At 41.4% G+C, this 15,110-nt stretch carries 14 protein-coding genes, 1 rRNA gene and 1 pseudogene; 4 read left to right on the top strand and 12 right to left on the bottom strand.

Features of this window, described 5'->3' with window-relative positions:
• Both H8S63_RS20235 and H8S63_RS19015 read left to right on the top strand, forming a co-directional pair.
• Positions 1-97, top strand: a pseudogene (locus H8S63_RS20235) (IS982 family transposase); the annotation flags it as partial.
• Positions 98-374: 277 nt separating this feature from the next.
• On the top strand, positions 375-836 hold the full coding sequence (locus H8S63_RS19015) for a lipocalin family protein (protein WP_186927656.1): 462 nt from the start codon (positions 375-377) through the stop codon (positions 834-836).
• A 777-nt stretch (positions 837-1,613) separates the two neighbouring features.
• On the opposite strand, the gene recQ is transcribed toward H8S63_RS19015, so the two are convergent.
• From recQ to tig, 4 genes are all read right to left on the bottom strand, one after another.
• On the bottom strand, positions 1,614-3,794 hold the full coding sequence (gene recQ, locus H8S63_RS19020; protein ID WP_007749569.1) for a DNA helicase RecQ: 2,181 nt from the start codon (positions 3,792-3,794) through the stop codon (positions 1,614-1,616).
• Between the two features lie 169 nt (positions 3,795-3,963).
• Positions 3,964-5,208, bottom strand: a complete 1,245-nt coding sequence (gene clpX / locus H8S63_RS19025; protein ID WP_186927657.1) for an ATP-dependent Clp protease ATP-binding subunit ClpX — start codon at positions 5,206-5,208, stop codon at positions 3,964-3,966.
• A 2-nt stretch (positions 5,209-5,210) separates the two neighbouring features.
• On the bottom strand, positions 5,211-5,873 hold the full coding sequence (gene clpP / locus H8S63_RS19030; protein ID WP_004297164.1) for an ATP-dependent Clp endopeptidase proteolytic subunit ClpP: 663 nt from the start codon (positions 5,871-5,873) through the stop codon (positions 5,211-5,213).
• 142 nt (positions 5,874-6,015) lie between these two features.
• Entirely contained in the window at positions 6,016-7,371 is a 1,356-nt protein-coding gene (gene tig / locus H8S63_RS19035) for a trigger factor (protein ID WP_186927658.1), read from the bottom strand.
• Positions 7,372-7,768: 397 nt separating this feature from the next.
• Here tig and H8S63_RS19040 point away from each other — a divergent pair, with 397 nt between their 5' ends.
• Positions 7,769-8,014, top strand: a complete 246-nt coding sequence (locus H8S63_RS19040) for an RNA-binding protein (RefSeq protein ID WP_007757556.1) — start codon at positions 7,769-7,771, stop codon at positions 8,012-8,014.
• A gap of 77 nt (positions 8,015-8,091) precedes the next feature.
• Here the strand turns inward: H8S63_RS19040 and H8S63_RS19045 are convergent, their stop codons facing one another.
• Positions 8,092-8,862, bottom strand: coding sequence for an ABC transporter ATP-binding protein (locus H8S63_RS19045; protein ID WP_007757557.1), 771 nt, complete (start codon positions 8,860-8,862; stop codon positions 8,092-8,094).
• Positions 8,859-9,602: an ABC transporter permease gene (locus tag H8S63_RS19050; RefSeq protein ID WP_007757558.1), complete on the bottom strand. Its 744-nt coding sequence runs from the start codon at positions 9,600-9,602 to the stop codon at positions 8,859-8,861. The genes H8S63_RS19045 and H8S63_RS19050 overlap by 4 nt, the downstream gene beginning before the upstream one ends.
• A 75-nt stretch (positions 9,603-9,677) precedes the next feature.
• Here H8S63_RS19050 and lptB point away from each other — a divergent pair, with 75 nt between their 5' ends.
• Positions 9,678-10,439, top strand: a complete 762-nt coding sequence (gene lptB, locus H8S63_RS19055) for an LPS export ABC transporter ATP-binding protein (protein ID WP_186927659.1) — start codon at positions 9,678-9,680, stop codon at positions 10,437-10,439.
• A 177-nt stretch (positions 10,440-10,616) separates the two neighbouring features.
• On the opposite strand, the gene der is transcribed toward lptB, so the two are convergent.
• The 6 genes from der to rrf all read right to left on the bottom strand — a co-directional run bounded on the left by der (position 10,617) and on the right by rrf (position 15,104).
• Positions 10,617-11,930, bottom strand: a complete 1,314-nt coding sequence (der, locus tag H8S63_RS19060; protein WP_007757560.1) for a ribosome biogenesis GTPase Der — start codon at positions 11,928-11,930, stop codon at positions 10,617-10,619.
• 47 nt (positions 11,931-11,977) lie between these two features.
• Complete coding sequence (gene era, locus H8S63_RS19065) at positions 11,978-12,859, bottom strand: GTPase Era (RefSeq protein ID WP_007757561.1); 882 nt, start codon at positions 12,857-12,859, stop codon at positions 11,978-11,980.
• Between the two features lie 90 nt (positions 12,860-12,949).
• Complete coding sequence (locus H8S63_RS19070) at positions 12,950-13,954, bottom strand: beta-ketoacyl-ACP synthase III (protein WP_007757562.1); 1,005 nt, start codon at positions 13,952-13,954, stop codon at positions 12,950-12,952.
• Between the two features lie 87 nt (positions 13,955-14,041).
• Positions 14,042-14,227, bottom strand: coding sequence for a 50S ribosomal protein L32 (rpmF, locus tag H8S63_RS19075; RefSeq protein WP_004296852.1), 186 nt, complete (start codon positions 14,225-14,227; stop codon positions 14,042-14,044).
• Between the two features lie 12 nt (positions 14,228-14,239).
• Positions 14,240-14,827 carry a DUF177 domain-containing protein gene (locus H8S63_RS19080; protein ID WP_007757564.1) on the bottom strand — a complete coding sequence of 196 codons (588 nt, stop codon included), beginning with the start codon at positions 14,825-14,827 and terminating at the stop codon, positions 14,240-14,242.
• Positions 14,828-14,993: 166 nt separating this feature from the next.
• Positions 14,994-15,104 (bottom strand): 5S ribosomal RNA (rrf, locus tag H8S63_RS19085).
• Positions 15,105-15,110: the final 6 nt, after the last annotated feature.

A 15,110-nucleotide genomic window follows, 5' to 3' on the forward strand; every position in this document is an offset into this window, starting at 1 on the left:
CAACTCCTTGTCGGCTATCGCGGCATACTGCTTTTTTGAAAAGAAGCCCGCCATTGACGTAAATTTTGTCAATGACGGACAACTGTCTATTTTCTAATTTTATTTCGAACTCACGTTAACTAGTACTCTTATCCTTTGATAAGAAAGGAAATTAATTATGAATCTTTTAGGATTTCCTTCATGTGATAGAAGTATTATATTGCAATTATATTCCATTTAAACGTAGTTTCTCTACAGATGAACCTGATTTTAGTCTGTTTAGTTATAAAATATATAATTTTATTTTTACGTGCTAATATTATTGTTTATATTTGCAGCAAAATACTTTAACAAAACGGAATCTATTTATTAACATATTAATTTATCAAACCGAAATGAAAACATTAAGATTAATCGGAATGGCTATCGTAGCCATAGTAATGAGTGTAAATTTTACATCTTGTAGTGATGATGACGATGACATTGACATCGCTCAACTGGAAGGTACTTGGGGATTAGTGCGTGACGAAGGTTATGAGCACTATGAAGGTGAAAAAGAAAGTTGGAATGATAGCTATGACCCAGCCAATCCAACAGAGGATTGTGAAAAGATAGTTATTTCAAAGGTAGCCGATAATACTTATTCTTTTGCTTCTTCTTATTACTATGGTAACCAATGGCATACAGGTGATACTGGAAAATTCACTTTAGATGGTAATAAGCTAATTCCTGTTGATGGTGATGCTGGTGAGTTTGCAGAATTGGTCGTAGCTAATTCAAATGAATTGGTTATTGAGACTAAAGGTACGGATGAAGACGGAGAGTATTATAATAAAATGACATATAAACGTATGTAATAAACGTACAGTAATAAATAATAAAAGAACAGCATTTGAAGAAATTCATTTGCTGTTTTTTTTAGTTCACTTCCTTCTCTTCTTAACCAGTCTATGCTTATCCTTCTTAGCTGAATTTGAGAATAGTTGTTTTAATATCTCCCTTGTAATAGGTAAGTATGTGACCTCTGTTAATCTAGTTTCTTTAATCTCTTGTGGTAAATAATGAATTGTGTTAGTCTTCTTTGGTGCTACTTGCATATTTGTGTGGAAATAAATAGGTTGGTAATTGATTTATCTATGGCAAAGGTACTGATAAGAATCAGGCAAATCTAATACAAGATATACATTTTGGATTATTGGAATATATGTGCGTATTGAACGGGAAAGACAAGGTAGTAGATAGCAACGAAATGGAATTATTGCTTCTATAAGCAGAATAATGGATAATGATGTACATAAACAAAAGGAAGTCCCGAAGCAAAGAATTATGCATAGTATTATAAAGATATACTTGACTTAGCCAATAATTTATTGAATTTGAAAAGCCAGTTATCGAAATTGATAGCTGGCTTTTTTTATCTAAATATGAATTGTCACATCTAAATGCAGACTAAAATTCTAATCTCAAAATTATGCCTTATACATAATTAATCCTATCTTTGTGTCGTTCAAACAAGGCTAGATAAGTACAAATTTGAGGAACTAACTTTGTAAATTACTGATAAACAGTACCCAATCTAAATATACGGTTTTTATTCAAAACCGCATACCTGCACGCCTATTTTTTCGTTTTTTTTAATTAGCCATTTCAGAGATGAACTTAATACGTACCAAACGGACTTCCTCTTCCGTGAAGTCATCGCCCAGTTCATCAAGCGCATCATCAATTTTATCCGTAGTAGATTCCTTGAAGTAATCGTAGATATCGAGCATATGGTCTTCGTCCATGATCTCTTCCAGGAAATAATCGATATTCAGTTTCGTTCCCGAATAAACAATCGCTTCCACTTCATCCAGCAATTCGCCGAACTCAATTCCTTTAGAAAGAGCGATATCATCCAACGCCACTTTACGGTCGATAGCCTGAATGATAGACACCTTCATCTTTGATTTATTGGCAACCGTACGTACACGTAAATCTTCGGGACGTTCTATCTCATTCTCTTCACAGTGACGCTTGATCAGTTTACAGAACTCCTCACCATAACGTTTTGCCTTTCCGGCACCCACACCGGGAATGTTCTGCAACTCATCCAATGTTACCGGATAGATAGTAGCCATCGCTTCCAAAGACGGATCCTGGAATATCACATAGGGCGGAACTTCCAGTTTTTTCGAGAGCTTCTTCCGCAAATCTTTCAACATTGAATAAAGAGCCGGATCCACCGCACAAGAGCCACCGCCACGTGCCGGTGCTTCCTCTTCAGTCTCTTCAAAGTCGTTATCTTCAGTAATCTTGAATGATTTCGGCTTCTTCAGAAATTTGTGTCCCTCTTCCGTTACCTTCAGAAGTCCATAATGTTCCACGTCTTTGCTCAAGTAACCTCCAATCAACGCCTGACGGATCACCGCATTCCACGTCTTATCCTCTTCGCCCATACCGGAACCGAACACCTCCAGGTCTTCATGCAAATGAGCCTGCACTTCTGAAGTTTCTCTACCTTGTAGTATGTCTATAATATAATCTGCTTTAAAATTTTCTTTCACCGCGATAATCGCTTCAATCACGGTACACAATAAATCTTGAGCCTCCACTTGTTTTTTAGGGTTTAAACAGTTGTCACAATTTCCACAATTTTCTTCCGTGTACTCCTCACCAAAATAATGTAGTAATGTCTTGCGTCGGCATACGGAAGATTCGGCATAAGCAGCGGTTTCCAACAGAAGCTGCTTGCCAATTTCCTGTTCTGCCACAGGTTTGCCTTGCATGAACTTTTCCAGTTTCTGCAAGTCTTTGTTTGTATAAAAGGTTATGCACTGGCCTTCTCCGCCATCTCTACCGGCACGTCCGGTTTCCTGATAATACCCTTCCAGACTCTTCGGAATATCGTAGTGAATCACAAACCTTACATCCGGTTTGTCTATTCCCATACCAAATGCGATAGTCGCCACAATAACGTCTACCTTTTCCATCAGAAAGTCATCCTGATTCTTGGTTCTCGTCACCGAGTCCATCCCTGCATGATAGGGGCGCGCATTGATACCGTTTGCTTGCAGGATTTCAGCAAGTTCTTCCACTCTTTTCCGGCTCAGGCAATAGATGATACCCGATTTCTCCGGATTGTTCTTGATAAACTTGATTATATCCCTGTCGATATTAGCGGTCTTCGCACGTACCTCATAATACAAGTTCGGACGGTTGAACGAGGATTTAAAGACTTGTGCATCTACCATCCCCAGATTCTTCTGGATATCATGTTGTACCTTCGGTGTTGCCGTTGCTGTAAGCGCAATCAGCGGCGCCTTTCCTATTTCATTGATAATCGGACGGATTCGTCGGTATTCAGGTCGGAAGTCATGTCCCCATTCCGAAATGCAGTGGGCTTCGTCCACCGCATAGAACGAGATCTTCACCGAACGCAAAAATTCCACGTTTTCCTCCTTTGTCAGCGACTCAGGTGCCACATATAGTAATTTTGTTTTTCCGGCAAGGATGTCAGACCTCACTTGTTCTATCGCGCCTTTATTCAATGAAGAATTGATGAAATGGGCGATGCCATCCTCTTCACTGAAATTACGCATTGCATCCACCTGGTTTTTCATCAACGCAATAAGCGGAGAAATTACAATTGCCGTACCTTCCATCAAGAGCGAAGGTAACTGATAGCATAAAGATTTCCCGCCACCGGTAGGCATCAGTACAAAGGTATCTTTGCCACTAAGCAAATTCTGAATGATTGCTTCCTGGTTTCCCTTGAACTTATTAAATCCGAAATACTTTTTCAGTTCATCTGTTAAATTAATCTTCCCTGCCATCTTAACTTAGGTTGTTTTATTCAGTTCATGGTTTAACTTCAAGTAAACCTCTCTTTTTCAAGAGAGCCAAACAAAGTTATAAACAACTTCGTAATTACCAAGCAAAAAGTGACTAATATTTTCAAGAAAAAACAGAAACAATCAATTTCAGTTACCTTACGTTCTGATTTTAAGCCGTTTGCAATCGTGCCATATTCGCTTTTTCCAGTTGGCTTTTTGCATATTCCAGCGTCACCTCATACGTTTTCTTGTTCTCTGAAGGGATTTCAAACATGACATCCATCATGATTGTTTCCACAATAGAGCGCAATCCGCGGGCACCCAACTTATATTCCACAGCCTTGTCGACGATATACTCGAAAACAGACTTCTCGAATGTAAGTTTAATACCATCCATCTCAAACAACTTGATATACTGTTTGATGATTGAGTTCTTGGGTTCGGTAAGGATAGCACGAAGCGCATCGCGATCCAACGGATTCAGATAAGTCAGCACCGGAAGACGTCCGATAATTTCGGGAATCAGTCCGAACGACTTCAAATCCTGCGGAGCGATATATTGCATCATGTTGTTCCTGTCTACCGTCGCTGTTTTTTGTGAAGCCGTATAACCTACGACGTGCGTATTCAACCGTTGAGCGATTTTCTTCTCAATACCGTCAAAAGCACCTCCACAGATAAAGAGGATATTCTTGGTATTTACCGGAATCATCTTCTGGTCGGGATGCTTACGGCCTCCCTGAGGAGGGACATTCACCACCGAACCCTCAAGCAATTTCAGTAATCCCTGCTGTACACCTTCACCACTCACATCGCGAGTAATAGAAGGGTTATCCCCTTTACGGGCTATCTTGTCAATCTCATCGATAAACACGATCCCCTGTTCCGCTTCGGGTACATTATAATCTGCCACCTGAAGCAGACGGGTTAAAATACTTTCAATATCTTCGCCCACATAACCGGCTTCCGTCAATACCGTAGCATCCACAATCGTAAACGGTACGTGCAACAACTTGGCAATGGTACGTGCCAGCAACGTCTTTCCTGTTCCTGTACTACCCACCATAATGATATTAGATTTTTCAATCTCCACATCATCTCCGCTATCTTTCTGTAGCAGGCGCTTATAATGGTTGTAGACTGACACGGAAAGGAAACGCTTCGCGTCATCCTGTCCAATCACATACTGGTCGATGAATTTCTTGATTTCTACCGGTTTGGGGAGTTCTTTTAAATTAAGTTTGGTAGCTCCGGCACTTTTTTTACTCTCTCCCAAAGCCTCCTGAGTTATCTCGTAAGCCTGAGTAGCGCAACTGTCGCAGATGTAGCCATTCATCCCGGTAATCAGGAATCCGACTTCATTCTCCGACCTGCCGCAAAAGCTACATCTTTTCTTTGTCTTTGAATCAGCCATTTCTATTTCTTAATCAATACCTCATCAATCATACCGTATTCTTTCGCTTCCTGAGCTGTCATCCAGTAGTCACGGTCTGAGTCCGCCCATACTTTATCGAAATCAGTATGCGAATGATCGGCGATGATCGTATAAAGTTCCTTCTTCAATTTCTGAATTTCACGAGCTGTGATTTCAATGTCCGAAGCCTGTCCCTGTGCGCCTCCCATCGGTTGATGAATCATTACGCGCGAATGGGGCAACGCAGAACGCTTGCCTTCGGCACCAGCTACCAGCAATACAGCTGCCATTGAAGCCGCCATACCCGTACAAATCGTAGCGACATCGCTTGAAATAAACTGCATGGTATCATAAATACCTAATCCGGCATATACACTTCCACCCGGTGAATTGATATAAATTGAAATATCCTTGCCCGGATCAACGGAATCCAAATACAGCAACTGTGCCTGAAGCGTATTGGCTGTATAATCATCCACTTGTGTACCTAAGAAAATGATGCGGTCCATCATCAAACGGGAGAAAACGTCGAGTTGAGTTACATTCAACTGTCTCTCCTCCAGAATATAAGGATTCAAATACCCGGCCTGCGATTTAATCACATCATCCAACACCATGCCATTCATTCCTAAATGCTTGGTTGCGTATTTTCTAAAATCATCCATATTAATTGTTCCTTTCTATAAATTTAAAATAAATGTAAGCGCAAAGAAACGAAAAAGAATACAGAGACACAAAAAAACACAGAGTTATAATTCTATAAAAACTCTGTGTTTCTGTGACTTTATGTTCGGTTCAACCGAATGATTATTCAAACATCTTATTGAATTCTTCGATAGAAACGCTCTTGTTTTCCAAAGTTACCTGTGCTTTCAAGGCAGCAGCCAACTTCACTTCCACAACGCGGCTCACCAGATTGTTTACGGTTTCTTTCTTCTTCAACATTTCCTGTACGTAGTTGTCGAGTACATCATCAGGAACAGACAACATGCCATATTGGGCGAACTGTGCCTTCGTTGTGTCTTTTGCCACTTTCAGAACATCTTCCTGCTCTACCTTGATATCATTAGCCTCTACCAACTGTTCCTTAATCAAATGCCAAGTCAACTCCTCAATGCTCTTATCATAGTTCTCAGCAACATATTCTTCTCCCTTTTCTTCGTTGTTCAGCAACATGATGCGTTTCAGCAGTGCATCCGGGAATTCCAGCTTACCCACTTTCTCCATCATCATCTTGCGAACATCGATCAAGAACTTATAATCGCTGTCAGCAACAAATCTTGCTGCGATTTCTTCCTTAATCTTAGCACGGAATTCTTCTTCTGTCTTCACAACACCTTCACCGAAAGCCTGATCGAACAGTTCCTGATTCAATTCACCAGCAACAAAGCGAGTGATTTCTTCTACCTGGAAGCTGAAGTTGGATTTCACATCCTTAGCAATATTCTTGTCGATTTTCAGCAAAGAACCCAGTTCCGTCTCGTTTCCGTCAAAAGCAACGTTCGGATTGAATACCAATACATCGTTTACTTTTGCATTAGCGAAGATAGCTTTCTGTTCGTCATTCTTCATATAAGAAGGCATCATAACCGCACCTTCTACCTGAATGCCGCCTTCTTTCGTATTGCCTTCTTCGTCCAACTGAGCCAACAGACCTTTCAGCATATCATTATCCTGATAAGTATCTACTGTATCGTATTTACCGGTGCGTTGAGTATACATCTTCACCTGGTTGTCGATCATCTCGTCAGATACTTCAATCGTATAATAATCTACCTTATCCTTATCACTTACTTCTGCCTTGAATTCAGGTGCCAAAGCAATGTCGAACACGAAATCGAATTCATCCATTGTATCAAAATCAATATTCTGTTGCTTTTCTTCGTTAGGCAACGGTTCACCCAACATATTCACCTTATTTTCTTTGATATAATTGTAAATAGCCTCTTGCAGTGCCTTATTCACTACCTCGGCAATTACAGACTTGCCATACATCTTTTTAACAAGACTTGCAGGAACCATACCTTTACGGAATCCCGGCATATCTACCTTTTGGCGGAGCGTTTTCAACTCTTTGTCTACTTTCTCCTGATAGTCGGCTTTCTCAAGCTTCACAGTAAGCTCAGCGCTTACTTTGTCAATGTTTTGTAATGAAACGTTCATTCTGACAATTATTTATTTGATTTATACTTTGTTCTATGCTTAAATGAGGGTGCAAAATTAGTGCTAATCTTTTAAATTTCAAAAGACATTGCAGATTTATTTCGTATCTATTTGGAATACCCGTGCAACAATTCACTGACACAGAGGGCTTCTTTGAAACCTTCGGTATCTTTTTCTCTCATTTTTCACAAATAAAACCTACAAAAAGATGGTCAATCCAAAAATTATGCTTTTCTTTGCTGCGGATTGATGGACCATTAGTTTCTCGATTTGATTACAAGTTTTTTACTTCCGTTCTAAAAACGCATTTGTAAACTCTCTGTCGTTTTAATCCTTTTATTAGTAACCATCTATCCAGAGAGTTTTATTCATTTATTTATTTTTTATCATTTTCATTATGAACATTTATGTTGGAAACCTTAACTACCGCGTTAAGGAAGGAGATCTGCAACAAGTGATGGAAGACTACGGAGCAGTATCATCAGTCAAAGTTATTATGGACCGTGAAACCGGTAAATCCAAAGGATTCGCTTTCATCGAAATGGAAGACGATGCTGCAGCTGCTAAAGCTATCGCTGAATTGAACGGAGCTGAGTACATGGGCCGCACCATGGTAGTTAAAGAAGCTAGACCTAAAGCTTAAATGCCGACGCTACATAGCTAAGAAAAAAGAAACTTCTGCCACCCGATGACAGAAGTTTTTTTATTTCCTATATATAATCAGCCTTCCATATTCTGTACTTCCAGCTCCTTCACCTTACGAAGCAAGTCTGAAGCGAAAATAAAGTTATTCAGACGTTCGTTGGTAGAAGTGAAGATATCGTCTTTCGTCCCTTCCCACTCCTTGTGACCTTCATAAATATAAATCACCTTCTCGCCGATTCCCAAAACGGAATTCATGTCATGCGTATTAATAATGGTGGTCATATTATATTCCTGAGTGATGTCGTGAATCAAGTCATCAATCACCAATGAGGTTTTCGGGTCTAGTCCCGAGTTCGGCTCGTCGCAGAACAAATATTGCGGATTCAAAGAAATAGCACGTGCAATAGCTACACGTTTCTGCATACCTCCACTGATTTCTCCGGGATACTTGTCTTTTGCTTCGGACAGGTTGACACGATCCAAGCAGAACATAGCCCGTTTGGTACGGTCGCGCAACGTATCGTTGCTAAACATATTCAAAGGAAACATCACATTATCCAACACCGACATGGAATCGAAAAGAGCCGCACTCTGGAAGATCATTCCCATCTCCTTGCGAAGCATCTTTTTCTCTTTCTTCCCCATCAGCACAAGGTTACGTCCGTCATACAAGACCTCCCCTTTCTCCGGTGTGAGCAACCCCACAATACATTTCATCAACACCGTCTTTCCGGAACCACTCTGACCGATAATCAAGTTCGTCTTTCCGTTCTCAAAAGTTGCATTGATATCACTCAATACTGTTTTGTCATCAAATGATTTATAAAGTCCTTTAATATCAATCATCCCATCAAAAGTTTAGTTAATACCAAGTCCGCAAACAAAATCAACACACTGCTGGATACTACGGAATCCGTCGAGGCTTTTCCCACAGCAATCGAGCCGCCGTCCACCGTATATCCGAAGAAAGCGGATACACTTGCAATGATAAAGGCGAAGAAGAGAGATTTGATGATACCCGCCCAGATAAACCATTCGTTAAACATATATTGCAAACCATATTCCAGATCGACGGCATTCATCACACCGGCAAACCAACAGGTACAAAAAGCACCGATAATCCCGGCAAAAATACTGAACGTCACCAATATAGGAATAACAGTCACCATTGCTGTAATTTTAGGCAATATCAGATAATTGGCCGAATTGACTCCCATGATTTCAAGCGCGTCGATCTGCTGTGTCACCCGCATGGTTCCCAGTTCCGAAGCAATATTCGATCCGACCTTTCCCGCAAGAATCAGACACATGATAGAAGAAGAAAACTCCAACAACATAATCTCACGTGTCACATATCCCACTGTCCAACGGGGCATCCACGGACTTTCGATATTCAACTTAATCTGAATGGTAATCACCGCGCCGATGAAAAACGAAATCAGCAGGACGATACCGATGGAGTTTACACCTAGCTGCTCCAACTCGTTTAGGTATTGCCGGAAAAACATACGCATCCGCTCGGGACGGGAAAAAGTCCGCCCCATCAGCATAAAATATCTTCCGACGGTTCTCAATGCTTTTATCATAACTCACACTATTTGTCTGCAAATGTACATTATTTCAGCTTATTTTTACTACATTTGCCGCAAAATAACTAGAATATGGAAGAAAGCAAGATGGTGCTCCGCACGGAAGACCTGGTTAAGAAGTACGGTAAACGGACCGTTGTAAGCCACGTTTCCATCAATGTGAAGCAAGGTGAGATTGTAGGTTTGCTGGGACCGAATGGTGCCGGTAAGACGACTTCATTCTATATGACCGTCGGGTTGATTACCCCTAATGAAGGCCGTATCTTCCTCGACGACTTGGAGATTACCAAATATCCGGTTTACAAACGGGCACAAACGGGAATCGGATACCTTGCACAGGAAGCCTCCGTATTCCGCCAGATGAGTGTGGAAGACAATATTGCTGCTGTGCTCGAGATGACCAACAAGCCTAAAGAGTATCAGAAGGAAAAGCTCGAAAGTCTGATAGCAGAATTCCGTCTGCAAAAGGTGCGCAAGAACAAGGGTAACCAGCTGTCCGGCGGCGAACGCCGTCGTACGGAAATCGCACGTTGCCTTGCCATTGACCCTAAATTCATCATGCTTGACGAACCATTTGCCGGTGTCGACCCGATTGCTGTAGAAGACATCCAACAGATTGTATGGAAACTGAAAGATAAAAATATCGGTATCCTGATTACCGACCATAACGTGCAGGAAACACTTAGCATTACCGACCGCGCCTATCTACTGTTTGAAGGAAAGATTCTTTTTCAAGGCACGCCGGAAGAATTGTCGGAGAACCAGATTGTGCGTGAAAAGTACTTGAGTAATAGTTTCGTACTACGCCGCAAAGATTTCCAATTGGGAAAATAGGTTCACCACAGAGGACGCAGAGGACACAGAGGGAAATAATGGATTTATCCGAAATAATCAAAAATGATTCGGTGAGTATCTCATAATATCTCCAATCATAAAAAAGCAACCGACTCTTATGAATCGGTTGCTTTTTATATTAAACCTCTGCGTTCTCTGTGTCCTCTGTGGTGAGTCTTATTTCTGACGGATATAGATATTAATCGGTGTGCCTGTCAGATTCCACTTTTCGCGCATTTTGTTTTCCAAGAAACGTTTGTAAGGCTCCTTCACGTACTGAGGCAAGTTGGCAAAATAGACAAATGAAGGTACTTGCGTATTCGGCAACTGTGTGATATATTTAATCTTGATATACTTACCTTTATTTGAAGGAGGTGGATATGCCTCGATCAACGGAAGCATTTCTTCATTCAGACGGGCGGTCGGTATCTTTGTTGTACGGTTCTCATATACGTTACGGGCTTCTTCAAGCACTTTCAGGATACGCTGTTTAGTCAGCGCCGAAGCAAAAATAATCGGGAAATCGACAAACGGGGCAAAACGCGAACGGACAGCTTCCTCAAATGTTTTCTGTACTTTCACTGATTTATCCTCCACCAAATCCCATTTATTGATTACCACTACCAGCCCTTTCTGGTTCTTCTGAATCAAAGAGAAGATATTCAAGTCCTGGCTTTCTATACCTCTTGTAGCATCCAGCATTAGAATACACACATCCGAACCTTCGATGGCACGAATAGAACGAATAACCGAGTAATATTCCAAATCCTCATTGACCTTGCTCTTTTTACGGATACCGGCCGTATCTACCAGATAAAAATCAAAGCCGAACTTATTGTAACGGGTATAAATAGAATCGCGGGTCGTTCCCGCAATCTCTGTCACGATATTACGGTCTTCACCGATAAAAGCATTCACAATAGAAGACTTACCGGCGTTCGGACGGCCTACCACTGCAAAACGGGGAATATCATCATCCAGAATCTCCGACGTTTCTTTCTTGAATTTACTGACAATCAAATCCATCAAATCACCAGTTCCACTTCCAGTTATGGCAGAAACACAATACGGATCCCCCAATCCCAATTTATAGAATTCCGGAGCATTATATTGTAACTCATGATTATCCGTCTTGTTGGCAACCATTATCACCGGACTTTTCGCACGGCGCAAGATAGCTGCTACCTGCATATCCAAATCAGTCACTCCGTTCATCACATCCACTACAAACAGAATAACATCCGCTTCTTCTACAGCCAGCAATACTTGTTTACGAATCTCTTCTTCAAAGATATCATCCGAGTTTACCACCCATCCTCCGGTGTCCACCACCGAAAACTCACGGCCCAGCCACTCGGACTTACCATATTGTCTGTCGCGGGTCGTCCCCGCAGCTTCATTCACAATAGCCTGACGAGTCTTCGTCAGACGGTTAAATAAGGTAGACTTGCCCACATTGGGGCGTCCTACAATTGCAACTAAATTTCCCATAGTTCAATACCTTGTTTTTCACGACTATCACAGTCGCATGAATACTCTTAATCTAACTGATAACCAAAATTACGCAACTCTTTATCCGAACTGCGCCAGTCCTTATCAACTTTCACATACGTCTCCAAGAAGATTGTCTTTCCGAAGAAACGCTCCAATTCACGGCGAGCCTCAGTAGCAACCTTTTTCAACGCCTTTCCCTGTTTGCCGATGATAATTCCCTTCTGCGATTCACGTTCCACATAGATGACTGCCCGTATATGAATCTTCTTGGCTTCTTCCTTGAATTCTTCCACAGCCACCTCTACCGAATAGGGAATCTCCTTGTCATAATACAACAAAATCTTTTCCCGGATAATCTCGTTCACAAAGAAACGGGCAGGTTTGTCCGTCCACTGGTCCTTCCCGAAATAAGGAGGGGAATCCGGCAACAATTCCTTGATCCTCTTCATCACGTAATCCACGTTGAACTTAGAAGCTGCGGAAATCGGAATAATCTCGGCCTGCGGAAGCAGTTCCTTCCAATCCTCCACCAACTTGACCAGCTTCTCCTGGTCGGTAAGGTCAATCTTGTTAATGAGCAACAATACAGGCACCGTCATCTGACGCACCTTTGCCATAAACTCATTATTCTTATCCGGCGTCTCTACCACATCCGTCACATAAAGCAAGATATCCGCATCCGTCAATGCCGAAGTAGAAAAGTTCAACATAGACTCCTGAAGTTTGTAATTAGGTTTCAATACTCCCGGAGTATCAGAAAAAACTATCTGCATCTCATCCGTATTATAGATTCCCATAATCCGGTGACGAGTAGTCTGCGCTTTGAAGGTAGCAATCGAAATACGTTCACCCACCAAAGCATTCATTAATGTCGATTTTCCGACATTCGGATTTCCTACGATATTCACAAAACCAGCTTTATGCATTTCTCTTCATTTTATTGGTTGAGACAAAAAAACGCATCGAATCGAAATAGGATGCGTTTTTGAGTGTTATAGTTCAGTAACTTTTGTTACTTATTCCTTCTTTCCGTCATAACCCCACTTCACGTATACCGCACCCCATGTAAATCCGGCGCCGAATGCAGTGAAGATGATGTTATCGCCTTTCTTGAGTTTATCCTCAAAATCCCAAATACACAAAGGAAGCGTACCGGCACTAGTGTTACCGTAATGTTCGATATTTACCAGCACTTTATCCATCGGCACTTCCATGCGATGGGCTACTGCCTCGATGATACGGACATTTGCCTGATGCGGCACAATCCAGTCGATATTATCTTTTGTCAGTCCATTCTTTTCCGCGATTGCAGCAGAAACATCCGACATACTGGAAACAGCATATTTGAACACTGTTCTTCCTTCCTGATGCAGATAATGCATTTTATTGTCTACTGTGAAATAAGACGGAGGACAAACCGACCCGCCGGCTTTCATGTGTAGGAAAGGCAATCCTTTACCATCCGTTCTCAGTATCGAATCCATAATACCCACATCTTCCGTAGTCGGCTCCACCATAAAAGCGGCAGCACCGTCACCAAAGATAGGACAGGTAGCACGATCTGTATAGTTGACCATCGACGACATCTTATCGGCACCGACGATGATAATTTTCTTATATCTTCCCGAACGAATAAAATTCGCAGCCGTCTCCATCAAATAGAGAAAACCGCTACAAGCAGCCTGCAAGTCGAAAGCGAATGCATTTTTCAGTCCGAGTTTATCGCAAAGAATAGAAGCTGTAGAAGGGAAGTGATAGTCAGGAGTACTAGTAGCAACAACAACCAAATCAATATCATCAGGATTGGCGCCAGTTTTTTTCATCAACTGTTTGGCAGCCTTACGCGCCATATACGAACTGCCTAATCCTTCCTCATTCAGAATGTGTCTTTCTTTTACTCCAATACGAGTCATAATCCATTCGTCGTTGGTATCCACCATCTTTGATATCTCGTCGTTAGTCAAGATATAATCCGGAACGTATCCGCCGACTCCTGTGATTACTGCATTTATTTTTTCCATCAAACCTATTTTAAATTAGCAATACTATAATACTTAAAGCAGCCGGAGAGATTTACCCTCAGGCTGTTTTCAGTATGACTGTACTAATTATACAGCTGCTTCTTTCTCGATAGCAAGCTTACCTCTGTAATAACCGCAAGCGCCACATACAGTGTGGTAAACATGCCATTCACCGCAATTCGGACAGATAGCCAATGTAGGAGCTACCGCCTTATCGTGAGTTCTTCTCTTCGCTTGTCTCGTACTTGATTGTCTTCTCTTAGGATGTGCCATTTTCTTAAAACTTTAATTATTATCTAATATTTTTTTTAATTCATTCCAGCGAGGATCGATTTGTTCCTCCACTTCTTCCTCTATTACGATGTCTTCGCCACCACCTGCATCGAAGCTGTCATCTACATCGCTATCCTCATTCGCATTTGTCTTCAAATGCTTATTCAATTTACTAGTCATTGCTTTATTGCACTTACCGGGAGCATGTATATGCTTCATCGGAATAGCGAGCGCAATAAACTCATACATGAACCATGCTACGTTGATTTCTCCTTCCTCTTCGGGAATCACGATAAGGTTATCTCCCTCCTCCGCATATTCATGTCCAAATTTCACCATCAGCTTATCAGAAGAGCTGATAGGTAACTCCATATCATCCAGACAACGGTCGCATGGTACCCATACCATTCCATCCGTCTGAAAACTCAGCTCGAAAGCACGAGAGGTTCTTTTTACGGTCAATGTAACATTCACCTTTCCTTTCTGAACTTCAGGACCATCAATGTGAGCGAAGTAAAGGTTATCCAACACAAACTCATACTTAGCAGAGTCTGCCTGCATACCTTTCAAGTCAATTTTATATTTATCAAATTTTCCCAAAGCTTCTCTCTTTTTAAAATCGTTAGCTTACAATTCGGGCGACAAAGATACAAATAAATATCCTCATAACATACAAATTATCAGTAAATATTCACTTTTTTAATAGGTATTATGAAGAAAACCAGAAAGCCCCTTGATTCGTTGCTGAATCAAGGGGCTTCTTTAAAAACGGCGGCTACCTACTCTCCCACTGTTACGCAGTACCATCGGCGTGACGAGGCTTAACTTCTCTGTTCGGAATGGGAAGAGGTGGAACCCTCGTGCTATAACCACCTGAATAAAT

Source organism: Bacteroides sp. NSJ-39, from assembly GCF_014287315.1.
Lineage (GTDB): Bacteria > Bacteroidota > Bacteroidia > Bacteroidales > Bacteroidaceae > Bacteroides > Bacteroides finegoldii.